Here is a 25182-nt window from a genome sequence, read left to right as displayed (position 1 = left end):
ATGGATAAAATTCTCGATATTAAAGACCTCCATGTTTCCTTCGTAACTTATGGAGGGGAGGTACAAGCTGTCCGCGGAGTGAATTTGGAATTGTATAAAGGGGAGACTCTTGCCATCGTGGGTGAATCAGGTTGTGGAAAGAGTGTAACAGCTAACAGCATCATGAAGCTCATCCCTTCACCCCCAGGCAAGATTAAACATGGCTCCATCCACTTTAAAGGAAAAGATATGACGAAGCTTTCCAACAAAGAGGTCAGGAAAATCCGAGGCGTTGATATATCGATGATTTTCCAGGATCCTATGACTGCCTTGAATCCTACCCTCACAATCGGCGACCAGTTGACTGAGGGAATAAAACAGCACCGCAAAATTTCGGCAAAGCAAGCCAATCATCATGCGATCGACATGTTGAAGCTTGTCGGCATTCCTAACCCTGATGAGAGGATGAAGCAGTATCCTCACCAATTCAGTGGTGGAATGAGACAGCGAATTGTCATTGCTATGGCACTGATTTGCGAACCTGAGTTATTGATCGCAGATGAACCGACTACAGCACTCGATGTCACGATTCAAGCTCAAATTTTGCAATTGTTCCAGAAAATCCAGCGCGAAACCGGCGTGTCCATTATCCTTATCACTCATGATTTAGGAATCGTGGCGAAGGTGGCGAATCGAATAGCTGTCATGTATGCAGGAAAAGTCATTGAAACCGGCACGCGTCAGGAAATATTTTACCATCCTAATCATCCCTATACTCAAGGACTGCTGAATTCAGTCCCCCGCCTCGATCAAAAAGGCGAAAGGCTTATACCTATCGATGGTACTCCCCCAGATTTATTTGCTCCTCCAGAGGGGTGTCCGTTTACAGCCAGATGTCCAAAAGCAATGGAAGTGTGTTCCCGTATTTATCCCTTTCAAACAGAGCTGAGTCAAACCCACGCGGTTGAGTGCTGGCTCCAGGATGAAAGGGCTAAAAAATATATAGCTTCATCTTAATCAAAATATCTTCAGTACGTGATGGAAGGGGTAAAGAGAAATGAAAAAGTGGTTAACCGTATTACTAGGAATTTTGCTAGTAGCTGTTCTTGCAGCTTGTACAGCTGATGAAAATGCTGGTGAAGAAGGAGGCAGCGAAGATGGAGAGGAATCCACAAGTGAAGACTCTTCTGTTCTTCGCATGAATAATGGAGCAGAGCCTACCTCACTGGATCCTCCCATCGGGTTTGATGCTGCTTCATGGAACGTATTGAACAACTTGATGGAAGGGATGACCCGATTAAGTCAGGAGCATGAGCCTGAAGAAGCTACTGCAGAAAACATCGAAGTTTCAGAAGATGGAACGGAATATACGTTCACCATAAGGGAGGATGCCAAGTGGTCGAACGGAGACGATGTTACTGCAGAAGACTTTGAATTTGCATGGAAAAGGCTTCTAGACCCTGAAACAGCTTCCGCTGCTGCCTTCCTCGGTTATTTCATTGAAGGTGGAGAAGATTTCAACAACGGAGAGGGGTCCGCTGATGAAGTCATGGTTGAGGCTGTAAATGACAAAGAATTGCACGTCACTCTTACCGCTCCGACAAACTACTTTTTGAACATCATATCAAACCCAGCCTTCTTCCCTATCAATAAAGAAGTGGCGGAAGATAATGAAGAATGGTTCACTGAAGCTGAGAGCTTCGTAGGAAACGGTCCGTTTTCTCTTACAGAATGGGAACATGATAACGAAATGGTGTTAGAAAAAAATGAGGAATACTGGGATGCAGAGACCGTACAATTAGAAGAAGTGCATTTTGCTATGGTCGATGATTCAAATACAGAGTATCAATTATATGACAGTGGCGATCTTGATAACTCTGAAATCCCATCAGATTTAGCAGACGAATTGCTGGAAAGTGATGAAGTGACCATCGAAGATCAGGCAGGAACCCAGTTCTATCGCTTTAATGTAGAAGAAGAACCGTTCCAAAATGAAAAAATCCGTAAAGCATTCGCATTAGCTGTCAACCAAGAAGATATCGTAAGCTATGTAACTAAAATGGGTGAAGAACCAGCAAGAGGCTTTGTGTCACCAGGATTCAAAGATGCCAACGGCAATGATTTCCGTGAAGAAAGTGGTGCCCTTGTTCAATATGACGCTGAAGAAGCTAAACAACTGCTGGAGGAAGGTATGGAGGAAGAAGGATACGATGAACTTCCAGAAGTTACCCTATCCTACAACACTGATGATACCAATAAGAGCATCGCTGAAACCATGCAAGAAATGTACAGTAAAAACTTGGGCGTAGATGTTACTTTAGAAAACACGGAATGGAATGTTTTCCTTGAAGATCAAAAAGCGCTCGAGCACCAATTTTCCCGCAGCTCCTTCCTGGCTGATTATGCTGACCCGATCAACTTTTTAGAAAGCTTTACGACTGACTCAAGTATGAACCGTACAGGTTGGGCTAATGAAGAATATGACAATCTGATCGCTCAAGCCAAAGAAGAGACAGATGAAGAACAGCGTTTCCAGCATATGTACGAAGCTGAACAAATCTTATTCGAAGAAATGCCGATCTTCCCGATTCATTTCTACAATCAAGTGTTCTTACAAAAGGATAACGTGGATGGTATCGTTCGACATCCCGTCGGCTATCTAGAACTGAAGTGGGCTACGAAAGAATAAGCATTTAGAGAAGAGAACCCATACAACTGTATGGGTTTCCCTTCTTTTTATAAGCTGCCTGTAGTTATGGAAGATGGCGGCCCGTCTGCTTTCGATAGAGCGGCAGGTAAGACCTTTCGCTTTCCACGGGTGTTCGCCGAAACTTATCTTGCTTTGCCAAGTAACGGAAGTTCGAACTCTCATATCATATCATTACATAACTCTCTTAAGAACCGTATCAAAGCTTACCATTGCTTATAAGAAAGGAAGTACAAAACATGATTTATCCTAACCGATTACAACCAGGGCAGACTGTAGGAGTAATAGCACCCGCAAGTCCTCCAGATTTAAATCATTTACAGCGAGCGATCCCCTTTTTAAATGAACTGGGTTTACACGTGAAGATCGCTCCCCATGTTTCCTGTACTTATGGATATTTAGCTGGTACTGATGAACAGAGGTTAAACGATTTACATATGATGTTTGCAGATCGCGATGTGGATGCGATTATTTGCGCAGGCGGAGGCTATGGAACAGGAAGAATTGCTGACTCTATAGATTACAAGTTAATCAAAAATCACCCCAAAATTTTCTGGGGGTATAGTGATATTACATACTTACATACAGCGATCCGCCAAAAAACAGGACTTGTCACCTTTCACGGTCCTATGCTTAGTTCTGATATAGGAAAAGATGATTTCGACGACTTTTCAAAATCCATGTTTCATCAACTTTTCCAGCCTGTAACCTTAAACTACACACAGGACATATCACCGCTTCACGTCATTTCAGAAGGTGAATCAGAAGGTAGAGTGGTTGGCGGTAACCTTTCGCTGCTCGTCAATTCCATAGGATCTGATTATGAATTGAATACGAAAAATAAATTGCTGTTTATAGAAGATATTGGAGAAGAACCTTACCGCATTGACTCTTTCTTAAGTCAGCTGCAGTTATCAGGGAAACTCGAAGATGCTGCAGGGATCATTATCGGAGATTTCAAAGATTCGCAGCCCAAAAAACGGAATGAGTCGCTGAGCCTGGAGCAAGTCCTCCATCATTACCTGGCACATTTAGAAAAACCAGTTGTTTCAGGCTTCAAAATCGGCCACTGCCTCCCTCATTTCGCCATCCCTTTAGGGACGAAAGCCAGATTATCAAGTTTCTCAAAAACGTTGGTGATTCAGCCAGGAGTTTCGTAAGTCAGGAAAGGATGAACGACTATGATGATTCAATCGATTGATACATACCCTGTCACCGTCCCATTACACACCCCTTTTAAAACAGCCCTCAGAACGGTCACCGTTGCTGAGTCTCTATACGTCAAAGTGACTTGTACAGATGGAACCGTCGGATGGGGAGAAGCTCCTCCTACTCATGTCATTACTGGGGAAAGCTCTGCGAGTATCAAATATATGGTGGAAAGTATTTTAAAACCCTCTATTTTGGGGAAGACACTATTTGAAAGAGAAAAATTGTTTGAAAGCCTTCATCGTTCAGCGGTTGGAAATACTAGTGCAAAAGCAGCTGTTGACATGGCTTTATATGATTGTTTATCTCAAAAATGCAGCCTCCCCCTCTTTCAATTTTTAGGGGGATACCGCAATGAGCTGGAAACCGATTATACAGTCAGTGTAAATGATGCCGAGCAAATGGCTATTGACGCTGAGCAATACATCAAGAACGGTTTCAATGTTTTGAAGGTTAAGGTAGGAAAAGATGACATCGAAAAAGACATTCAGCGAATTACTGCCATCCGTGAGAAAATAGGAGCTGCTCCTACGATTCGATTGGATGCCAACCAGGGATGGTCGTCTAAAGAGGCTATTCATGCTATTCGAAAAATGGAGCAGCTGGCATTGAATATCGAACTCGTAGAGCAGCCGGTCGCAGCTTATGACATCGACGCCTTAAAACAAGTGACAGATCATACGTCTACTCCAATTATGGCTGATGAAAGTGTCTTTACTCCACAAGATGCAAAAAGAGTGTTAGAGAATAAATGTGCCGACCTGATCAACATCAAGCTTATGAAGGCCGGTGGTATTCATGAAGCTTTGAAAATTAACAAGCTTGCAGAAGCGTACGGAATACCGTGCATGGTAGGAAGTATGATAGAAACAAAGCTTGGAATAACAGCGGCCGCTCATTTTGCAGCCAGTCAAAAAAATATTACGAGATTCGACTTCGACGCGCCTCTCATGCTTTCGAAAGACCCGTTACATGGAGGCGTTCAATATAATGGACGTAATATGACTTTTGGTAGTGAACCGGGTTTAGGGATTAAAGGAATAGATATAGAACAAATGCTTTCGTAACATTAAAAAGGAGGAAATCAATCATGACTCAAGCAGAAGCAACAAGAACGACATGGGTAGTCCAAGTTCCGGTCGCTACCGTATGGACTTCACATGAAGCTCCACGTTCCATTGATTTGCCGGGAATTTCAAATCCAACAAAAATTAAAGATTGGCTCGACAGTCTAACATACGAATCAAGTTTAGCTTTAAGCGATAATAATTTAATACAATCCCAGCTTCTTTACGGTGAAGAAGTGATCGTGGATTACGTTGAAGGAAAATGGGCAAGCGTCGTCATTCCTACTCAACCTTCCAAAAAGGATGACCGCGGTTATCCTGGGTACGTTCCAATTAATCAGCTGAAAGAAGTTCCTGAGCATGAATGGATCGGGCAAGGGGTCGCGGTCGTCAATAAAAACACGACTCTTTTATTAGACGATCAGGGAGAACCAATGTTTGATATCAGTTATTTAACGTCGCTTCCTGCCCTGGCAGAGGAAGGCCAATTCATCAAAGTACGGACTCCTCATGGTACAGGATATGTGTTAGAACTAGATGTTTCGCTTTACCCCTCTAAAGAACATATTCCAAAAGGCGACGGAGCCGCTATTTTAAAAGAAGGTGAGAAGTTCGTTGATTTACCCTACTTCTGGGGCGGCATGAGTTCTTACGGCTACGACTGTTCAGGATTTGCCTACAATATGCATAAAGCGAACGGCTATGAAATACCACGCGATGCCACAGACCAGGCACTATCAGGTATAGAAGTAAATCTAGAAGAAATTGAGCCAGGTGATTTATTGTTTTTTGCCCATGATGAAGGGCAAGGCAGCATACATCACGTAGGTATTTACTATGGAGATGGAAAAATGATTCATTCCCCTAAAACCGGAAAAACCATTGAAATTATCAAATTGAATGGAACCATATACGGCCGTGAGCTATGCAGCGCAAGACGCTACTGGAGAGATACGGAGGAATAGTGATGAAAGAAGAAAAAACTCTGCAAGTCCGTAACTTGAAAAAGCATTTTAATCTAGGAAAAGGCAAAACGCTAAAAGCAGTAGACGGAGTTAGTTTTGACATCTACAAAGGCGAAACTTTCGGACTCGTGGGAGAATCAGGGTGCGGTAAATCTACGACAGGTCGAACGATTATGAACCTGTATAGCAGGACTGAGGGCCAGGTCCTATTCAATGATAAGGATGTCCATCAACTTTCAGAAAAGGAAGACTTTCAGTTAAAAAGACAGCTGCAAATGATTTTTCAGGATCCCTATGCTTCTTTGAACCCAAGATCCACTGTAGCAGATATTATCTCTGAACCTATGGTCGTCCACAAACTCTACAAATCAGAAAAAGAACGTATGGCTAGAGTGTATGAACTTCTTGAAGAAGTCGGACTGAACCGTGATCACGCCAACCGCTACCCCCACGAATTCAGCGGCGGCCAGCGGCAGCGAATCGGTATCGCAAGGGCACTTGCACTTGACCCGGATTTGATTATCGCCGATGAACCTATTTCCGCTCTGGACGTCTCCGTACAAGCCCAGGTGGTTAATCTATTAGAAAGGCTTCAGGAAGAAAAGGGTCTGACCTATCTATTTATTGCCCATGACCTCTCTATGGTACAGCATATTTCCGATCGTATTGGAGTCATGTATTTAGGGCATATGGTCGAACTTACAAGCAGTGAAGAGCTCTACGATAAACCGCTCCACCCTTACACTCAGGCTCTTTTATCAGCGATCCCAATTCCTGATCCGGATATCGAGGACAGCCGTGAACAGGTTATCATCGAAGGCGAAATTCCAAGTCCGATTGACCCGCCGAGCGGATGCGTGTTCAGGACTCGCTGTCCAATGGCAATGAAAGCCTGCTCCGAAATCAAGCCTGTATGGCAGGAAGTAGATCATAATCACTTTGTAGCCTGCCACTTGTATAATGACGATATTGAGGATAAGACGCCGATTAAAAAACAGCCTGACTTACTCACGAAATAGTAAACATCCCCCGCTCCGTCAAATTGACGAAACCGGGGGATTTTATTATGAGTAAAGCAAGTTTTATGAAACTATGACATCCACTTAGGAGGTGTGTTTTTATCCCAGTAAATTTCTCCAATGCTATGATGTTCTTCAAAGCTGTCCTCATTCAGATGATAATGAAAATTGAACCAATACCCTTCTCCCGGCCGAATATCGCGCCTCACATCAAAACGAGCAATTTCTTCTTTTGTACGCCCGTCCAATACTGTAAAGATCTTTTCACCATACCCCGGAGTCAGTTCCTCTGTCACTTCATAATAGGGAACATCCTCCTCCCCCGCCTCGGAGATGATATCCGCTATAACTTCTTCCACCTTAGGGAGGATGTCTCTTTCAAAATCTGCTTCAACTTTATCTATGATTTTCGGGCCCATTTTGGTAACCATTTGGCCTTTCGCCTGTTCTGTTATCGTATGTACATAGTATTCAGTAGAGAAAACCGGTTCTTCGAAAGGTGAAACTTCCTCATCAACCACGTCTGTTTTGTGAGCATCATCGTTTTCTAAATCTACGTGATCAGCATGATCTTTTGAAGCGACTTCTTTATTTTCAGCCGTTTCCATCTCTGCGTAAGCAGGTGGTATATAAATGCCCAGTGTCATAATTGTAATTAAGACAACAAATACTTTTCTTATCCACAGATTCATAGAATTGGACTCCTTCTTCAATACTCTACTTAAATTCTACCATTTTGTGGCGAGAAGTCCATATCCTCACCAAAAATAAAAAGCGGGAGTTATTCCGCTTTTTATCTTTTATTCATTTTCCTTTTTGATCATTCGTTTCAATTCATTCAGCTCATTCATTATTTTTCTTGTATCTTCACTCTCCTGCTCTGAATGCTCGGAAAGTTTCTGAGCATTGTTTACAATTTCACCGACAATCAAGTTTAAAATTATAAACGTCGAAACGATAATGAAGGAAACAAAATAGAGCCATGACCATACAACTTCAGCAAAAATCGGGCGAAATACTCCGCTCGCCCAGCTTTCCAGTGTAAATACTTGGAATAAAGTCAACGCACTTAAACCAATGTTCCCGAAATATTCTGGAGTAATTTCACCAAAGAAGCTCGTACCGATAACTGCATATACATAGAAAATGATTCCCATAAGAATTGTGACTGATCCAATCGCTGGAATTGCCATAAATAATGCAGCCGTCAGTCTTCGTAAAGAAGGTACGACCGATATCGTCCTAAGTACTCGAAGCACTCGAAGAATCCTTAAGACGCCAACCAAATGGGTGTTATACAATACGATACTCCCAAATACAATCACAAAATCAAATACGTTCCAGCCATCTTTAAAAAATTGCTTTCGATAAACGATTAACTTCAGAACAATTTCAACCGTGAAAATTGCCAGGATCAGTAAATCCAATCCTATGAATAAAGATTCGTAACGTTCATATATTGAAACGTCTGTTCCAAATCCGATTTGCACAGCGTTTATTAAAATAACCGCGAGAATAAATCTCGTAAATAACGGGTGTTCCACAAACTTCTTCAGCTTCACTAACTTACCCCCTCTTTCTATCCACAACTATTCAATGACTTCTCAATTTTTCCAGAACATTTTAATTCTACTATTATCATATATAATATATTCATAGTTATTACTTACTTTAATAAAGACCCAACCCATATATTAATAGATAGAGGGGTGTAAAGAAAGGTAAACCCCTTAAAATTAGAAGCATTCCCTGTAAAATTATAAATTGATAGCAATTTTTAAACCTTCAATATGAAGAGAAGCATAATGTATATTGCAACAGAGCGTATCCCTGTTTCCTCATCATCGAGTAGTCCCGTTTTTCTACTAGTCCAATCTCGAATACTGAAAAAAACCCTTCAAATCAGTTATGTAAGCGCAATCTTTTTTGTGAATTTGCTCGCACTAAATTAAAAACAATGGTATAATAAACATGTAGAGAAGAAACAAACCGCTAAACAACTTAGGTGGCTCAACCATCGCGAGTTCGTTTCCAAACGAACAATGACATTTTGACCGATAGAAGGGAACACAACTCCTGTGTAGAGGATGAGAATTGCCCAGATCTGAAGGTCACGTGTCGGAATAAGGGTATATAACCGCCCTGATACGAAGAGTCGACCAATTCCTGTAAGACAATGACCCCTGAAAAGGAAATCAACACATTCCTTGCAGAGGTAGTCAAGATTTAAAGGTCGCTCTAGCATTACTTCCTTCTTTTCATAAGAAATTTATAGAAAAGAGGAGCATCAACACAAATTTGACTTAACCACATGAAGCGGAAACGAATTCTTAGAAAGAATTGTCCTTCTGCGAGTTAATCAAATCAAGACAATGTAGAATCCAGGATGATTCTAACATGGTTGAGTCACCTAAGTTGTTTACCCTCACATCATTCAGTGGTGTGAGTTTTTTTATGACCAATTTTATAAGTGAAGTTCCTGTTGAAAATTGAAAATGTAATATAGCTCACATTTATTTATTACAAAACTAGGGTAAGGTAAGTAATATAATTAAAAAGGAGTGTTTGCTCATGACAAGTTTCAAGTTAAGTCAGCAAGTACCAAATTTCACCTTACCGACTGTGTCCGGAGAAGAATTCAACTTTTCTGAAGTGCTTAAATCAAATAGTGATCAGTGGCACCTTATTATTTATTTCCGCGGCTCCTGGTGTCCCGCCTGTATGAGTGAGTTACAGGAGTTTGAGGAGAGCAAAGGGTATTTTGAAAAACAGCAAATTCACTTAACTACCATAACACACGATGAAAAAGAAGACTTAGAAAAAATGGTCGAAGAGCACGGCTTTACGTTTCCAGTTCTAATTGATGAGAAATTGGAGTTTCTAGAGTCTTATGGTGTTCATTACCATGACGAGACTGCACCTTATGAGGATCACGGTACTCACAGTGACCCCGCTTACTTTTTGACAGATGGACAAGGAAAGTTACTATATCAACAAAGACAAACAAGCCCATTCGGCCGCCCTCATCCCAAAGAACTTAGAAAAATCATTCAATACATCAAGAAGAATCTGAAATAAACAAACACCGCCATGTGAACGATTCACATGGCGGTGTCTCTTCTCTTTATCAGCTAGCAAAAAGAATCTTTTGATTTAGGAACAGATAACCCAAACAACGGTCTTAAATAAAGGGCGAGGAATGTCCCGGCTAATGCTAAAACACCCCAAATGTAACCATGAAGGCTAAAGGATGCTATGCCTCCAAAGTAAGCTCCAATATTACAGCCGAAAGCAAGTCGGGCTCCATACCCCATCAGCAAACCTCCGATAACGGAAGCCGCTACATTTTTCCCATTCAATTTTGAGAATTTGAATAGGCCGCCTGCTGCTGAAGCCAGGAAAGCCCCTAAAATAACGCCTAAGTTCAATACTGTGGTAGAGTCTGCAAAAATGGACGCCTCCAAAACGGCTGCATTCGATCCTTGCCAGTACCCCCAGCTAGCTACATCAAGCCCAAAGAATTGAGCAACTTTAGAACCCCATAGGGCAAAGGCTGAAGTGATACCCCATGGAGCACCTCTCGTCATTAAAGTTAAAGCGTTAAGAACAGCCAATATGATAGCCGCTGCGAATAATGGCCACGATCCGCGGAAGATTCTTTTCCAGCCATTTGTTGTTGGCACAGGAGCCATTTTCGGTGCCTTTTTCTTCTTTTCTACTACTAAAGTAATCCAGGCAATTAACCCGAACAAACCTATGGAAAGCAGCCAGGCCCCGCCATAACCTAGACCTGTAGAGGTCGCTAGAGACACAGGTTCAAATGCGGGCAGATCTTCTGTCCAAAATGGTAAGTGGGCTGCCCCAATGGTAGAGCCAATGATAAAGAATAGCAGCGTAACAAGCATAACAGAGCGACCGCCTCCGACTGCATAAAGCGTACCAGAAGCACATCCTCCCCCGAGCTGCATTCCTACACCAAACATAAATGCCCCAACTAGCAGACTTACTCCTACTGGTGAAACATAGCCTGCCACTTCTCCTCCAAAGAATGAATAACCAAATGCTAAAATCGGAGCAAATAAAGTCACAGCTACGGCTAACATTAACATGTGAGAACGTAAAGCTTGTCCATTCCCGACAGACATCATTCTGCGAAAAGCAGAAGTAAAACCAAATCGAGCATGGAATAGTGTATAACCAAGCAATAGACCAATCACGAGTAGTAATGACTGCACTACATTCTGGGTAATCATAAGATAAATCATTAAAATTGCACCAACGATGAGACCGCCGATAATCAGTGGCATTTGAGGGCTGTTTAAGTCAGCATCTTTTCGCTGTACGGGATCTTTCACTTCATCTATAGGTTGAACTCTTGTAGTTTCCATGCAAACACCCTTTTCCTTATAAAAATAGTCGGATTTATAAACATAGAATAACTAGGATTCTTATTTATGTCAAAGAAGTTGTTTAATAGATCAACCTAACCTTTAAAATTGGATACCCATGAGTATGGGGGAGAACACGGCCGAAGTAATTTACGAATTCACTCGATCTTTTTTAAAACGAACTGCGCGTCTTAATCTTGTCAGGCAGTCTAAACGAATCTCATCTACAATATCTCCTAATAAAGAGCGGTTCTGGCGAATTTTCATCAACTTGAGCGACAACTGTACGAGCTTTCTGTGCACCTTAAAAATCATTAATGGCAATATAAAGATTACTGCCCAATTCATTAAACCAACCATGAATCCAACTTATGTATTTTTATCATGTTAAAGTAAATTACGTTTAAAAGTTCAACATAACTATTCTATTTTAATCTCTCTTAATTCCCTTAAGATTTTCACGTTCGCCTTATAGCGAATTTGCCTTACACGCTCTGGGGTTACATTGATTTCTTTTGCTATCTTACTCAATATCTTTATATCACAATCAACTCCATATATCTTATTCAGTACAAGCTTTTCCCTATCTAAAAGAATATATTGCATAGTCTTGTACACTTTTATAAACATTTTATATTCCTCTGAATTACGATCCTTAAGTAACTCATAAAATGGACATCGATCATAGAGACTTTTCTTGGAAGTATTACCGCCACTTCCTACCATACTCTCATAATAAGCAGCATCATTTTTTGTAATATTGGACAAGTTAACCATACTTATTTACTCCTTTTTAAGTGTTATCATGTTTTGTTAGCTTAGCATGAGAATTAAAATAATCTTCATATAAAAGAAAAACCCCTGCTATGCAGGGGTTTTTCTTTATTCTTTAGTGGAGCATAGCGGGCTCGAACCGCTGACCTCTACACTGCCAGTGTAGCGCTCTCCCAGCTGAGCTAATGCCCCATATAATTTTTCCGACAAAATTTATTATAGCGCTTATAAGTCGTTTATTCAATACTTTTTGAAATTAATTTTGACATTTCAGCCAATAATTCTGACATTTGGTAAGGTTTTTCTAACATTTGATCCAAAACCGACTCATCCCCTCCAGCAAACACAATAAAAGTCTATCTCTCTAAAATTAAGAGAGATAGACTTCTTCCAGTTATTTAGTCTGCGACAACTTCTTCTTTTTCTTCCCTCAGCTGATCCATAAGGTTCTTCAGCAATTGAATGCCGTCGTTTGTTCCGATGGATTCTGGGTGGAACTGGACGCCTTCAATGGGATATTCGAGGTGACGAATGCCCATAATTTCTCCTTCGACGGTGGCAGCGGTGATCTCGAAGGCTTCAGGTACATCCTTTTTATCGACGATTAAGGAATGGTAGCGCATAGCTTCCATAGGGTTATTGAGATTTTTATAGATCGAGCGGTTATCGTGAAAGATTTCTGAGCTTTTGCCGTGCATCAATCGATCGGCTCGGACGACTTTTCCGCCGAATACTTGAGCGATGGCCTGGTGGCCTAAGCATACGCCAAAGATGGGGATCGTCTTTTTATATCGGTCAATGACTTCAAGTGTGATTCCTGTTTCATCAGGAGAACATGGGCCTGGTGAAAGGAATAACAATTCTGGCTGCAGCTCATCGATTTCTTCAAAGGTGACTTCGTCATTTCTTCGCACGATCACTTCTTCGCCAAGGTCGCCTAGATACTGGACGAGATTGTATGTGAATGAATCGTAGTGATCAATCATGTAGATCAACTCTGCTCAGCTCCTCTGGTCTAGATTCATTTTACAAGCTGATGAATCTCTTGATAAAAACGTTCGAGTGCTTCTTCTTCCTGGCCATTTTCAAATGCTTCCAGCTCGCCTTCGATCAGACGAATAATCTTGCTTCCGATGATGACGCCATCGGAGTGCTCTCTTACTAATTGTACATCTTCATTCGTAGAAACGCCAAATCCCACAGCTACCGGCACTTGGCTATGCTCTTTTACCTTTTTAATAAATGATAAGGTTTCTGCAGACATCTGATTGCTGCCACCCGTCACTCCGAGCGTTGAAACACAATACAGGAAACCTTTAGCATGCTCAGCAATTTGTTTGATGCGAGTATCCGAATTAGGTGCTACAAGTGAAATGAACTCGACTCCTTTTTCTTCTGCCAACCCTCTGATTTCTTCACTTTCTTCGTATGGTAAATCAGGAATTAGAACACCTTCTGCTCCATTTTCTTCTAACATTTCGAAAAAGCGATCGTATCCCATTTGAATGACAGGATTATAATACGTGAAAATAACGACCGGAATTTCCACCCCTGCTTCTCGCAGCTTAGGCACTAGTTCAATCGCCTTCGTCAGCGACATGTTCTGTTGCAATGCGCGCTGTGCTGCTCTCTGGATTGTCGGTCCATCAGCTAATGGATCTGAATAGGGTACCCCGAGTTCCAGAATGTCTGCACCAGCCTTCTGCAGCCGCAATGCAAATTGGATCGTCAGTTCAGGAGTCGGGTCTCCAGCTACAACGAACGGGATAAACAAATCTTCTGTTTTCGTCAGCTTCCCTTGAAATGAAGTTTGTGTCAGCATATTATTCCTCCTCCTGAAAATGTTCCATCAGCGTGGCCATGTCTTTGTCGCCACGGCCTGACAAGTTGATCAGGATCGTCTGCTCTGGAGTCATTTCAGCTGCTTCCTTGAATGCTTGTGCCAAAGCGTGTGCCGTTTCAATCGCTGGAATAATACCTTCTTGCTCGGTCAATAGCTGCAATGCACTTAACGCTTCTTTATCAGTAATCGATTCATAGCGCACTTGCTTCGTTTGGAAAAGATGAGCATGCTCCGGTCCGATTCCCGGGTAGTCAAGCCCTGCTGAGATCGAGTACGGCTCTGTAATTTGTCCGTTTACATCCTGCATAAGGTAAGTCATTGACCCGTGGATTACACCTGGAGTTCCTTTTGTCAGTGTAGCAGCATGTTCTGGAGTATCGATTCCTTTACCAGCCGCTTCGACTCCAATCAATTCACATGGATCCTGCAAAAATGGATAGAACATCCCCATTGCATTACTTCCGCCGCCTACACATGCATAAATTCGGTCAGGAAGCTCAGATTCGACTTCTAAAAACTGCTTCTTCGATTCATCCCCGATAACACGCTGAAAATCGCGGACCATGCGTGGGTACGGATGCGGACCTACAACAGATCCTATTAAATAAAAGTGGTCTTCACAATTGGCAACCCAGTAACGAATGGCTTCGTTCGTTGCATCTTTTAACGTTCCATTTCCGCTAGAAACAGAGATGACTTCAGCCCCCAACAACTTCATGCGGAACACATTGAGCTCCTGACGGCGAATATCTTCTTCACCCATGAACACTTTACACTCAAGGCCAAATTTAGCCGCTACAGTAGCTGAGGCTACACCATGCTGACCAGCGCCAGTTTCTGCGATGATTTTCTTTTTACCCATGCGTTTCGCAAGTAATCCCTGGCCGATCGCATTGTTCAGCTTGTGTGCACCAGTATGATTCAAGTCTTCTCGCTTTAAATATATTTTTGCTCCGCCCAGCTGCTTAGATAACTTGTCCGCATAGCTTAGGGAAGTAGGGCGTCCGGCATATTCTTTTAATACATGATGATACTGATCCAGAAAAGCCTGGTCGCTCATAGCTTCGTCTAAAGCTTCTTCTAATTCTTGTAAAGGCCCCATCAACGTTTCTGGAACATATTTACCGCCAAAATCACCAAAACGTCCTTTGATATCAGGAAAAACTTGCTGCATGTCGGTCCACCTCTTTCATAATTGCTTGGATTTTATATAAATCGTTCTGTTCATTCGTTTCAATTCCACTAGATATATCAATGCCTTCTGGGTGTTGTCCAAGAAGCTGTGACACGTTCTCGGGTGTGATCCCTCCAGCAATCAGGCAGGAAACATTTTGTTCATTAGCGACGCGCACATAGTCTTCTACTGTGCTCCAGTCAAAACTGACTCCTGTGCCGCCATATGCGCCTTCTACTTTCGAGTCGATCACATAACCATCCGCTACGCCTTTGTAGATCTCCATCTGTTCTAAGGCACCATCCCGATGATGGACGACTTTCCAAACAGGCAGCCCAACCGCTTCTTTGATTTGCAATATTTTTGAAACGGTCTCGCTGCCGTGAAGCTGAATGACGTCCAATGAAACAAAAGAAAGCACTTCCTCCAGCTGCTCAATCGTCGGATCAACGAATACACCTACAAGCTTTTGTTTCGGCTTTGTACGGCGTACCCATTGGCCCACCCGTTCTGGCCGGACGTAGCGCTTTGTTTTTTTAACAAAAATAAAGCCTAAGTGAGTAGCGTTCGAAGAAGCACTCTTCTCTACATCGCTTGCTGATCGATTGCCGCATAATTTAACGAGAGGCTCACGTATCATACGTTCACTCCGTCCAAGAGATTTGTCACTGCTTGTTTAATATTGTTTTGTCTCATCAGTGACTCTCCCACTAAAACAGCGCCCGCACCATAACCAACGACTTTCTGGATATCCTCAAACGTAAATATTCCGCTTTCAGAGACGAGAAATGCTTCGTCTGGGGCCAACTTCGCCATTTTTTCGGTTTGTTCAAGCTTCGTCTCAAACGTGTGAAGGTTGCGGTTATTCACACCTAATACCTCAGGTGTGAATTCCTTCAACACACCTTCAAGTGTTTCTTCACTATGCACTTCAACGAGCGCTTCCATGCCCGATTCATAGGCTTGCAAATATAACTCATGAAGTTTTTTCGGCTCCATGGCTTCGCCAATCAGCAATATGGCGTCAGCTCCCATTAACTTGCTCTCCTCCACTTGTACGGGATCGATAATAAAATCCTTGCGCATCACAGGAACATCCACGAATTTCTTAATATCCGTTAAAAAGTCGCGATGCCCCTGGAAGAAGTGCTGGTCAGTCAACACTGAAATCGCCTGAACGCCCGCATCAGCATACTGTTTCCCAACCATCACGTGGTTGAAATCATCGCGGATAACTCCTTTCGAAGGAGAGGCTTTTTTCACTTCTGCAATCAACCCGGCAATTTTCTTGGAATTCTTAAGAGATTCAGCAAAAGGAACCTTCTTCACGTCAGCCGCTTCAGGTAAATATAGTCGTTCAATCTCTTGTTGTTTTATCGCTAAAATCGTATCAAGCATACTGACGTCGCTCCTTTTCCTCTTGAATAGAAGTGAAATATTCATAAACCGTACCTGCTTCAATAGCTTGCTGGACTTTTTGAACGCCATCTTTTAAGTCGGCAGCTTTGCCGGCTACATACAATCCAGCTGCAGCATTCATCGTCGCAATGGTCATGGCACTTTCGTTAGCTGTGCCTTGAAGTACCTTCTCTATAATTTGCGCACTATCTGTGCTTGTTGTAATTTGAATATCTTTCAATTGACCTGTATTCAATCCTAAATCTTCTGGCTCAATTGTAAATCGCGTGATATTTCCGTCTTTCAGTTCTACAATGTCCGTGACACCCGACATTGTGATTTCATCCAGCCCATCACGGCCGGTAGCTAATAAGACGTGTTTAGAACCTAATTTATTCAGCGTTTCGGCCATCTTTTCAGCATAGGTCGTATCGTAAATGCCAATGAGCTGACGCTTGGCATTCGCAGGGTTAGACATTGGTCCAAGCAAGTTGAAGACGGTTCGAAAACCAAGTTCCTGACGGGCTGGCCCGGCATGCTTCATCGCCTGATGATAATTTGGGGCGAACATGAATGTCATCCCTTTTTCTGAGATAGCTTTCGCCCCTTCTTCCGGGGTCGTATCAATCGGAATGCCCAGTGTTTCTAATACGTCGGCGCTTCCGCTTTTTGATGATACTTTGCGATTACCGTGCTTAGCGACTTTTACGTCCATGGAAGCAAGGATAATCGATACGGCTGTGGATATATTAAATGTGGAGCTGCCGTCTCCTCCTGTTCCGCACGTATCTACGATCTCATCATTTTCTACTTCCAGCTTTGTCATATTGGCACGCATGGCTCGAACGAACCCGGTCATTTCTTCTACCGTTTCTCCACGGTGACGGATGACGGAAAGGAGACTCATCAGCTGGCCCGTCGTTGCGTTGCCCTGCATAATTTCGTTCATAGCTTCGAATGCAGCTTCTTCTGTCAACGTTTTTCCTTCTACAATCTCACTTAAAATTTGTTTCATTTCGTCTCGACTCCTTCTCTGCTCTTCTCAAATGCTCGCTCAGCTATTTCTATTGTGCGCTTCAATGCGCTCGCTTTATTAATCGTTTCTTGATACTCTGCTTCTGGATCGGAATCGGCTACTACGCCGGCCCCTGCCTGTACGTATACTTGATCGCCTACTTTAGTCATCGTACGAATGGTGATGCAAGAATCGATATTGCCATCAAAGCCTAAATAAACCACGCCTCCTCCATATAAATGACGGGGGGTTGGTTCAAGTTCCCTTAAAATTTGCATAGCTCTGATTTTCGGTGCGCCAGAAAGTGTGCCGGCTGGGTAAGCAGAAATCAAGGCATCGATTGGCGAAACTCCTTCTTTCAATTGCCCTGTCACCTTGCTGATGATGTGCATAACCTTCGAAAACCGGCCGATTGTCATATAATCAAAGACTTTGACGGTCCCATATTCTGCAACTCTTCCCATATCGTTACGTGCTAAATCTACAAGCATCCTGTGTTCTGCCTGTTCTTTTTCGTCAGCTAAAAGCTCTTCAGCTAAGGCATCATCTTCTTCCTGAGTGCTGCCTCGTTTTCTCGTGCCGGCAATGGGGTGGATCTCAAGTTCACCGTCCTGCACTTCTAACAGCCGTTCGGGAGAACTTCCCATCACTTCTACGTCATGAAACCTTAAATAAAACATATAGGGAGACGGATTGACTTTTCTTAGAATTCGATAAAGCTCAAAACCGCTCCGTTCGGTCGTTGCTTGAAACCGCTGGGAAAGCACAGCTTGAAAGATGTCGCCGGCTAATATATATTCTTTAATTTTCTCTACATCATTTTTGAAATCTTCTTTTTCGTAATTACTCTTCAAATCTATGGAATGATCTGAGAGCTCGTCCGTCAACATCAAGTCAGGAAGGAAACTGTTTTCTTTCAGACGCTGGCTTACTTCTTTAACACGCCCGGCTGCTTGTTCATACATTTCCTCCGCATGATTGTCGTCGGTTAATCTAGCAAAAGTCAAAATTGTCGTTTCTTTTGTTTTATGATGGTAGGCAATTAGAGTTTTACAGAACAACAGGTGATAATTGGATAAATCCATATGATCGGGTTCTGCAAACGGTACAGGCTCATAATCGGAAATCGCATCATAAGCGATATATCCAACGGCTCCTCCCTTAAAAGGCAAAGGAACATCTGCCTGTTTTACTTTTAATTTGTCTACCGTCTTTTCAAAGGCGTCCTTGAAATTCGACGCAGTACGGGTTGTTTTTTCCTGAAAATCTTCTATTATAAACGTGCCTTCTTGCTGAGAAATGTCAATCATCGGGTCTAAACCAATAAATGAGAAATTAGACCATGGAGATTCAGGGTCCTGGCTTTCCAGCATATAGACAGCCTCATCGCGCAATGCGTGAAACATGTGGATGGGCGTAAGTGTATCGGTATAAAAGGATTGGGAAATCGGAATCGTGCGGTATTCCTCAGCATCTGTAAGGAATGATTCCTTTGTCGTCATACTCATGGGTGCTCACCTCTCCATAATTTGTTATGGAAAATGAGACGTTGAGGGGTATTCAAATGTGGGATGAAAAAAGGTGGAATTCAATGGCTCAGGCCATCTGACAGCTCCTAACGTCCGTCGGATTCCTAAAGCTCGCTCAGCTCACCCTGTTTCCTCAACTAGACTAATCTCATTCTCTGCTCTTCATGCTTTCAAACAGTGTATAAAATTCTGATAATAATGTCAACTCTTCAATTCATAAAAGCGAAACCAATTGGATATATAGAACGTATAGAAGATGAAGGAGGAAAAATAAATGATTTTATTAACGCAATCTGCACCACAATTTTTCAGCGACAACTTGGCTATCTTAGCTCCGCTCATCATTATTCAGCTGATCCTTGTTATTACGGCTCTTATAAGTTTAGCAAAAGCACAATTCACGAATGGCCCAAAATGGTTATGGGCGCTTATCATTATCTTCTTTAATATTCTCGGACCGATTGCCTATTTCATTTTCGGAAAGGATGACTAAAAGTGCAAGTTGAACAACTCACAAAATCTTTTGGTAAACAAGAAGTCGTACGTAATGTTTCCTTTCATTTAGAGCCGGGACATTGCGTCGCGCTCCTTGGTCCTAATGGTGCTGGAAAAACGACAACCTTAAGGATGCTGGCAGGACTTATACGTCCAACGAGTGGCAGCATCCGATTCTCTGAATTCGAAACGAAAGATATCCGCGAGCAAATCGGATACCTGCCGCAACATCCACAATTCCACACTTGGATGAGTGGTAAAGAGTTCCTCGTCTATGTAGGACGCCTTGCCCGCTTATCTAAGAATATGGCAAATGAGCGAGCTTTAGAATTACTGGAACGAGTAGGTCTAAAAGATGCCGGACATAAAAAGATCGGCCAATACTCCGGGGGGATGAAACAGCGCCTTGGCATCGCCCAGGCCATGATTCATAAGCCTAAGCTGCTGATGCTTGATGAACCTGTTTCTGCATTGGATCCGATCGGGCGTCGTGATGTACTTAATTTAATGGAAGAATTAAAACTGGAAACCACATTATTGTTTTCCACGCATATCTTAAGCGATGCAGAAGAAGCAAGTGATCAGCTGTTATTGATGCATCACGGCGAAATTATTGAATCCGGTTCTTTTACTGAGGTTCGGGGTAAGCATCCGATGAATAAGATTCTGCTTCAACTCGAGAGTCAAGAATTGCAAAGCTATCTTGAGATGCTGCGTGCACTTCCTTTCATAACCGAGGTAACCGTGAAGAAGGAGAGCTTTCATTTAATTGTAGATGATATGGAATCCGCTCGTCACAGCCTGCTTACACTATTTGCTGAAAACAATTGGCCTGTCGTTCATTTCGAATATGGACGTATGTCTCTGGAAGATTTGTTTATGAAGGTGGTGAATCAGCATGCAGTGGATGACCATATTTAATGCACAGTCTCTCGAATCGTGGCGAAATTTCAAGTGGATATGGGTGCCTCTCGTTTTTATTCTTCTCGGGCTGATGGATCCGCTAACTACATATTACTTGCCGCAAATACTCGATTCAGTAGGCGGGCTGCCTGAAGGTGCTACGATTGATATTCCTACTCCCCCTCCCACTGATGTGATCATGATGAGCATCGGCCAGTTCAATATGATTGGAGTTGCTGTTATCGTTCTTATATCCATGGGCGCAATTTCAGGAGAACGAAAAAGCGGTAAAGCTGAGCTGATTCTCGTCAAACCAGTCAACCACATGGCTTATATTACTGCAAAGTGGGCAAGCTTTTCACTTTTGAACCTTACTGCAGTATACGCCGGCCTATTATCAAGCTGGTATTATGTTTCCATACTATTTGAAAACATTCCTTTCACAAATATTATCATCTCCGGGGCTTTTTATAGTTTATGGATCCTTTTTATTACTGCGGTTAATTTTTTCATGAATACGCTCGTTAAAATTCCGGGCCTTGTGGCTTTTTTAACGATTGCAGTAATCATTGTGATGCAAATCTTCAGTCAGATTTTTCAACACATTATTGAGTGGCTTCCGAACTTAATCCCTAACTATATGATAGAGATCATAGAAACTGGAAATGTGCCTTCAGAATTATGGGGGACTTCAGCTGTTACCGTATTACTCATCGTATTTTTACTTATAGGGGCTAGTTATTCACTAAAGACTAAAGAAATGAGTTGATGGGAAATATAGTATGATTGGACTCTTAACTAAAAGGGTATGAAATGGATAATGATGTTGGAAAGGGAGAGATTTGTTTGAAACCTACTGCGTTGATTACCGGTGCTTCTGGAGGTATCGGCTATGAATTCGCCCACTTATTTGCCAAGGCGGGTTATAACCTTATTATCGTCGCTCGTTCAGAGTTGAAGCTTCAACAACTTAAATCAGAATTAGATGGCCATTCAGTCACCATCATTGCAAAAGACTTATCAAGGCCCGGTGCCGCAAAAGAGCTTTACCACCAAGTACGTGATCACGGAAAAACGGTCGAAGTCCTTGTCAATAATGCAGGATTCGGACTCAATGGACCTTTTGAGGACTTACCTTTAAAAGATCAACAAAATATGCTTCAAGTCAACGTACAAGCGTTGACCGAATTAACTCATTACTTTTTGCCCGATATGAAGGAATCGCCACTTTATGATATCCCAAAAGGAATTTTGAACGTGGCCAGTATTGCAGCTTTCCAGCCCGGACCGCGAATGGCGGTCTATTATGCTTCTAAAGCCTATGTGCTGTCATTTTCTGAAGCTTTGGTAGAAGAGTTGAAAGATACTGATCTGACGGTTTCAACCTTATGCCCAGGTCCGACCTCCACCAATTTCTTCAAAAATGCGAAAGCTGAACATACGAAATTGGTCAATCGTACAATGACTGCAAAACAAGTAGCAAATGCCGGTTTCTTAGGATTCATCAAAGGAAAACGTGTGGTCGTTCCTGGAACTATGAATCTTTCCTTATCCTATACAACTAAATTTGTACCAAGGTCACTGGCAGCTAAGCTCGCTCATTATATGGATTCTTAATAATACCGGGTAACCACTTCAGAAAAGATCTCTATTCTTAAAAGCATGGTTTCGTTATTCATTACTTGAAGAAATGAGGTCTTGCAACCCTGCCATATTAAGGAATAATCCTCTCATGGATTAACCTACATTAAAAAATAGGCTTTGTTAAAGTTCCGTGTTGATATTCATATAAGCTCCCTTTAGTGGAAGACTCAGTTTCTAGACATTCTGCCTGTTTCCGCTACAAAAATAGAGCTTGAAGGGCCGGGAAATCACTCGCTTTCCATGGGCGTACGGTGAGCTTCCTCGGGCTAACGCCCTCCGGGATCTCACCATGTACTGTCATCCCATAGGAGTCTCGCAATTTCCCGGCCCTTCTTGCTTTTGTGAGGATAACGGAAACATCATATGCGCTGCTTCACATAATAAATAACGGCTTTTGAATAATAACCAGTGAGACTTTTGTATGCAAAGGTGCTTGATATTACCTTAAAGTGCAGAGGATCTTAGAACTGAAAATGCTATACCTAGACCACTGGAGTTTGATGCTCCTATTAGTATTATCAAAGTCTTTTTCAAGCGATTTCGAGAAGGCACATCTTTAGTGAGGGGCGGCGGGGAATGGGGAGACTCCTGTGGGAAGAGAGTGCTTGGTGAGATCCCACAGGACGGAACGTTCTAGGAAGCTCACTGCACTCCCACGGAAAGCGAGCCATTCCCCGCCGCCCTGACCCACTCACCCAATGTCTCGAAATTAAGTCTTCAACTATCCTGCCATGTTGTTGAATAACTCACTTATCAATATCAACAACCACCTTTAACATAGCCTAAAAATAAAGAGATCAGCCTTTTAAGGCTGATCTCTATTTTCAAGCAAATTCCTCCGCTGCTTTTCTGAACCCGTGAAATGGCCGGAACCCTTTACTTGTGTAGTAACCCTCAGAGGAGTTAGTCGCCAGCATTTCAACTCGAGTACTCGGATAACAGCTATGAGCTTTTTCAATCAACTGCTGGGCAAAGCCTTGTTTCCGGTAATCCTCACGAATAAGGAGCTCTGTAATATAGAGCGTCACTGCCCCATCTGTAATCCCCCTTAGATATCCAATAATCTCCTGATCCATTAATAACACAAGAGCCGGCTCAGAGTTAATCCATGCCTGTAACGTTTCCTCTGAACTATCTATTAATTGAGTCCACCCTTCTTGTTTGTTCATCTCTTGAATCGTGTCAAAATCATGAATGCGGAATGAGCGAATGGAAACTTGTGACATGTTAATTATCCTCCTTTAATTCGTTTTAAGGACCTCTTCCTTACATAACGATTGAACTTGATTTTCGTTTCACTTAAAATATAATTCTTAATCATCTCCCTGACTTTTTTTGAATTATGCTAAAATATGTTCTAGAAGAGATTTATGTAAGGTTTAGGAGTGACTAACTTGAGAATTATAATGACAGCTTTTTCTTTACTTGCCACGCTTACGATCAGTGCCTGCTCATCTGGCGCAGACCTTTCAATCGATTCATTGAAAGAAAATTATCCAGAATCATTCGGAACACCTGTTGAAGACAATTTATCAACTGAGGAGCAAGAAACATTAGGTCTACCTTCTGAACTTCCATTTGAAAGTGAGTCTATCGAGGCTAGTGTGATAGAGAATGAAGCAGAAGTACATTACCAATCTCGTAATGCAGACGAACTAACGGTAACAACGATCTACAATCCCGGAAACGTTCTTCAAGAGACAGAAACAAGAATGACACTGAACTCTGGTTCTATTGCGGGAGTTGACGAAGGGGAAGCTGCTGTATTCGTCGAATGGTTCGATGACGAGGACGGAGTGATCTATCAAATGGCTTATTCACCTATGGAAGAGGAAGACAGATTAGAAAAAGCTATAGACATTGCGAACTCTATATAAAGAATAAACCCGAGAACGGTTCACTCTCGGGTTTATTTATTTAAAATCAGGGCGGAAGCCCGTCTCCAGGAAATACTTCGTTGCCTGCTGCACATTCATAAACGATTTGATATCAGCCAGTTCAACTCCATTTTGGGTGAACTGCATCACTACTTGAGGACGTAACCCAGCCAGAACTACCTCGATTCCTAATAGCTGCAAATTTCTCACTAAATTTTTCAGAAGGACGGCCCACTCTTGATTGATGCTTGATATGCCGGAGAATTGGATAGCTAACCTGCTGATGCTTTGATCGCGGCATTGCTCTGGAACACGTTCTAACAAAATATGTTTTTGCTCTTCTCTCAGAATGGGCTGCAAAGGAAGTAAAGCGTATCCTTTAGCGATCGTCACCACGTTGGCGGTCATGTCTTCGATCATTTGTACAAGCTGCTTCTCACTTTCAGCGGTCTCGGTTAAGTCATAGACTCTTGTCAGTACAAAACTTTTCCCTTCATGTTCGAATGTTTTCGTGTAAATTTGCAAAACCATTTCCTTGCCACGCCATTTATAAGGCAGCCGTTCAACACTTCTCTCTATTTTGTCCTCAATGGTTTTTGCCGTAATCTGTTTTGATTTATCCTCGTGGGGGAACAGTTCTTTTATATTTTCTCCGATGATTCTTTCATTTTGCAGCTCAAAAATCTGAACATAGGCAGGGTTTACATATGTAATCTCATAATTCTGATCGGTGATCACAACACCTTCATCTAATAAGTCCACAGCATGTCTTAATAACATAGCCCCATCCCCTATCGCAATTTTCTTACTATTTATTATGGCGCATGTTGTCAAAAAATCAAGATAAATAAAAAAACACCCTTTCCTAAGAAAAGATGTTTTAAACGCCCTCAAGATCAGATACAGCTTCCTCACTATGTTTTAGAATAATTTCGACATGCCTCAAGTTTCCCATTTGGTCGAAGTCAATGGACAAAGTATCCCCAGGTTTAGCAAATTCTATGAGCCTATCCTTTAGGATCATTATTTCATTACTAAACAAATCCTTTTGAATCAAAATTGCATGGGTGTCCTCGTATCGGTCTAAGACATAGATGTTCAAAGCAACATACACCCCTTTTTAGAAATGGCCTAATTTTCCGACAAAATTCTACTATATATTGAAACTTCCCTTCCTAATCAATTTTAAACATGCT

The 25182-nt window shown here is 42.2% G+C and carries 26 protein-coding genes and 1 tRNA gene; 12 read left to right on the top strand and 15 right to left on the bottom strand.

Annotation, left to right across the window (positions count from 1 at the left end; translation table 11 throughout):
• The 6 genes from O2Q26_RS07305 to O2Q26_RS07280 all read left to right on the top strand — a co-directional run bounded on the left by O2Q26_RS07305 (position 1) and on the right by O2Q26_RS07280 (position 6946).
• Positions 1-996 carry an ABC transporter ATP-binding protein gene (locus tag O2Q26_RS07305; RefSeq protein WP_289215267.1) on the top strand — a complete coding sequence of 332 codons (996 nt, stop codon included), beginning with the start codon at positions 1-3 and terminating at the stop codon, positions 994-996.
• A gap of 40 nt (positions 997-1036) precedes the next feature.
• Complete coding sequence (locus tag O2Q26_RS07300; protein WP_289215266.1) at positions 1037-2668, top strand: peptide ABC transporter substrate-binding protein; 1632 nt, start codon at positions 1037-1039, stop codon at positions 2666-2668.
• A gap of 257 nt (positions 2669-2925) precedes the next feature.
• Positions 2926-3846: a S66 peptidase family protein gene (locus O2Q26_RS07295; RefSeq protein WP_289215265.1), complete on the top strand. Its 921-nt coding sequence runs from the start codon at positions 2926-2928 to the stop codon at positions 3844-3846.
• A 21-nt stretch (positions 3847-3867) separates the two neighbouring features.
• Positions 3868-4962: a dipeptide epimerase gene (locus tag O2Q26_RS07290; RefSeq protein ID WP_289215264.1), complete on the top strand. Its 1095-nt coding sequence runs from the start codon at positions 3868-3870 to the stop codon at positions 4960-4962.
• Between the two features lie 23 nt (positions 4963-4985).
• Positions 4986-5927 carry a C40 family peptidase gene (locus tag O2Q26_RS07285; RefSeq protein WP_289215263.1) on the top strand — a complete coding sequence of 314 codons (942 nt, stop codon included), beginning with the start codon at positions 4986-4988 and terminating at the stop codon, positions 5925-5927.
• Between the two features lie 2 nt (positions 5928-5929).
• Entirely contained in the window at positions 5930-6946 is a 1017-nt protein-coding gene (locus tag O2Q26_RS07280) for an ABC transporter ATP-binding protein (protein WP_289215262.1), read from the top strand.
• 71 nt (positions 6947-7017) lie between these two features.
• Here the strand turns inward: O2Q26_RS07280 and O2Q26_RS07275 are convergent, their stop codons facing one another.
• Together O2Q26_RS07275 and O2Q26_RS07270 are read right to left on the bottom strand one after the other, a co-directional pair.
• Complete coding sequence (locus tag O2Q26_RS07275) at positions 7018-7638, bottom strand: YpjP family protein (RefSeq protein WP_289215261.1); 621 nt, start codon at positions 7636-7638, stop codon at positions 7018-7020.
• 108 nt (positions 7639-7746) lie between these two features.
• Positions 7747-8508 carry an ion transporter gene (locus O2Q26_RS07270; protein WP_289215260.1) on the bottom strand — a complete coding sequence of 254 codons (762 nt, stop codon included), beginning with the start codon at positions 8506-8508 and terminating at the stop codon, positions 7747-7749.
• 1009 nt (positions 8509-9517) lie between these two features.
• Here O2Q26_RS07270 and O2Q26_RS07265 point away from each other — a divergent pair.
• Positions 9518-10024, top strand: coding sequence for a peroxiredoxin family protein (locus O2Q26_RS07265; protein WP_289215259.1), 507 nt, complete (start codon positions 9518-9520; stop codon positions 10022-10024).
• Positions 10025-10077: 53 nt separating this feature from the next.
• On the opposite strand, the gene O2Q26_RS07260 is transcribed toward O2Q26_RS07265, so the two are convergent.
• The 10 genes from O2Q26_RS07260 to trpE form a co-directional block, all read right to left on the bottom strand.
• On the bottom strand, positions 10078-11334 hold the full coding sequence (locus tag O2Q26_RS07260; protein WP_289215258.1) for a YeeE/YedE family protein: 1257 nt from the start codon (positions 11332-11334) through the stop codon (positions 10078-10080).
• 420 nt (positions 11335-11754) lie between these two features.
• Positions 11755-12111: a hypothetical protein gene (locus O2Q26_RS07255; protein WP_289215257.1), complete on the bottom strand. Its 357-nt coding sequence runs from the start codon at positions 12109-12111 to the stop codon at positions 11755-11757.
• 116 nt (positions 12112-12227) lie between these two features.
• Positions 12228-12300: transfer RNA gene (locus O2Q26_RS07250), tRNA-Ala, on the bottom strand.
• A gap of 206 nt (positions 12301-12506) precedes the next feature.
• Complete coding sequence (locus tag O2Q26_RS07245; RefSeq protein ID WP_289215256.1) at positions 12507-13103, bottom strand: anthranilate synthase component II; 597 nt, start codon at positions 13101-13103, stop codon at positions 12507-12509.
• A 26-nt stretch (positions 13104-13129) separates the two neighbouring features.
• On the bottom strand, positions 13130-13930 hold the full coding sequence (gene trpA / locus O2Q26_RS07240) for a tryptophan synthase subunit alpha (RefSeq protein WP_289215255.1): 801 nt from the start codon (positions 13928-13930) through the stop codon (positions 13130-13132).
• A gap of 1 nt (position 13931) precedes the next feature.
• Positions 13932-15125 carry a tryptophan synthase subunit beta gene (gene trpB, locus O2Q26_RS07235; protein ID WP_289215254.1) on the bottom strand — a complete coding sequence of 398 codons (1194 nt, stop codon included), beginning with the start codon at positions 15123-15125 and terminating at the stop codon, positions 13932-13934.
• Positions 15106-15765, bottom strand: a complete 660-nt coding sequence (locus O2Q26_RS07230; RefSeq protein ID WP_289215253.1) for a phosphoribosylanthranilate isomerase — start codon at positions 15763-15765, stop codon at positions 15106-15108. The genes trpB and O2Q26_RS07230 overlap by 20 nt, the downstream gene beginning before the upstream one ends.
• Entirely contained in the window at positions 15762-16523 is a 762-nt protein-coding gene (gene trpC / locus O2Q26_RS07225; RefSeq protein WP_289215252.1) for an indole-3-glycerol phosphate synthase TrpC, read from the bottom strand. Before trpC ends, O2Q26_RS07230 begins: the two co-directional genes overlap by 4 nt.
• Positions 16516-17538, bottom strand: coding sequence for an anthranilate phosphoribosyltransferase (trpD, locus tag O2Q26_RS07220; RefSeq protein ID WP_289215251.1), 1023 nt, complete (start codon positions 17536-17538; stop codon positions 16516-16518). The genes trpC and trpD overlap by 8 nt, the downstream gene beginning before the upstream one ends.
• The gene (gene trpE / locus O2Q26_RS07215) at positions 17535-19040 is read right to left on the bottom strand and encodes an anthranilate synthase component I (protein WP_289215330.1); all 1506 of its coding nucleotides are present in this window, start codon (positions 19038-19040) and stop codon (positions 17535-17537) included. The genes trpD and trpE overlap by 4 nt, the downstream gene beginning before the upstream one ends.
• A 301-nt stretch (positions 19041-19341) precedes the next feature.
• Here trpE and O2Q26_RS07210 point away from each other — a divergent pair, with 301 nt between their 5' ends.
• The 4 genes from O2Q26_RS07210 (at position 19342) to O2Q26_RS07195 (ending at position 22082) form a co-directional block, all read left to right on the top strand.
• Positions 19342-19560 (top strand): PLD nuclease N-terminal domain-containing protein, encoded by a 219-nt coding sequence (locus O2Q26_RS07210; protein WP_289215250.1) that lies wholly within the window; start codon positions 19342-19344, stop codon positions 19558-19560.
• 2 nt (positions 19561-19562) lie between these two features.
• The gene (locus O2Q26_RS07205) at positions 19563-20483 is read left to right on the top strand and encodes an ABC transporter ATP-binding protein (RefSeq protein ID WP_289215249.1); all 921 of its coding nucleotides are present in this window, start codon (positions 19563-19565) and stop codon (positions 20481-20483) included.
• Positions 20461-21234: an ABC transporter permease gene (locus O2Q26_RS07200; protein ID WP_289215248.1), complete on the top strand. Its 774-nt coding sequence runs from the start codon at positions 20461-20463 to the stop codon at positions 21232-21234. Before O2Q26_RS07205 ends, O2Q26_RS07200 begins: the two co-directional genes overlap by 23 nt.
• A 77-nt stretch (positions 21235-21311) precedes the next feature.
• A complete protein-coding gene (locus O2Q26_RS07195; protein ID WP_289215247.1) occupies positions 21312-22082 on the top strand; it encodes an SDR family NAD(P)-dependent oxidoreductase in 771 nt (256 codons plus the stop codon).
• An 851-nt stretch (positions 22083-22933) separates the two neighbouring features.
• On the opposite strand, the gene O2Q26_RS07190 is transcribed toward O2Q26_RS07195, so the two are convergent.
• Positions 22934-23335 carry a GNAT family N-acetyltransferase gene (locus tag O2Q26_RS07190; protein ID WP_289215246.1) on the bottom strand — a complete coding sequence of 134 codons (402 nt, stop codon included), beginning with the start codon at positions 23333-23335 and terminating at the stop codon, positions 22934-22936.
• 168 nt (positions 23336-23503) lie between these two features.
• Between O2Q26_RS07190 and O2Q26_RS07185 the strand changes: the two genes are divergently transcribed.
• A complete protein-coding gene (locus tag O2Q26_RS07185) occupies positions 23504-23986 on the top strand; it encodes a hypothetical protein (protein ID WP_289215245.1) in 483 nt (160 codons plus the stop codon).
• A gap of 36 nt (positions 23987-24022) precedes the next feature.
• On the opposite strand, the gene O2Q26_RS07180 is transcribed toward O2Q26_RS07185, so the two are convergent.
• Entirely contained in the window at positions 24023-24766 is a 744-nt protein-coding gene (locus O2Q26_RS07180) for a PAS domain S-box protein (RefSeq protein ID WP_289215244.1), read from the bottom strand.
• Between the two features lie 100 nt (positions 24767-24866).
• Positions 24867-25088 carry a hypothetical protein gene (locus O2Q26_RS07175; RefSeq protein ID WP_289215243.1) on the bottom strand — a complete coding sequence of 74 codons (222 nt, stop codon included), beginning with the start codon at positions 25086-25088 and terminating at the stop codon, positions 24867-24869.
• Between the last annotated feature and the right edge of the window lie 94 nt (positions 25089-25182).

This window comes from Halobacillus campisalis, from assembly GCF_030345335.1.
In the GTDB taxonomy this organism is placed as follows: Bacteria; Bacillota; Bacilli; order Bacillales; family Halobacillaceae; genus Halobacillus_A; species Halobacillus_A campisalis.
Note: the sequence above shows the minus strand (reverse complement) of the source record. Positions and strands in the feature narration are given on the sequence as shown.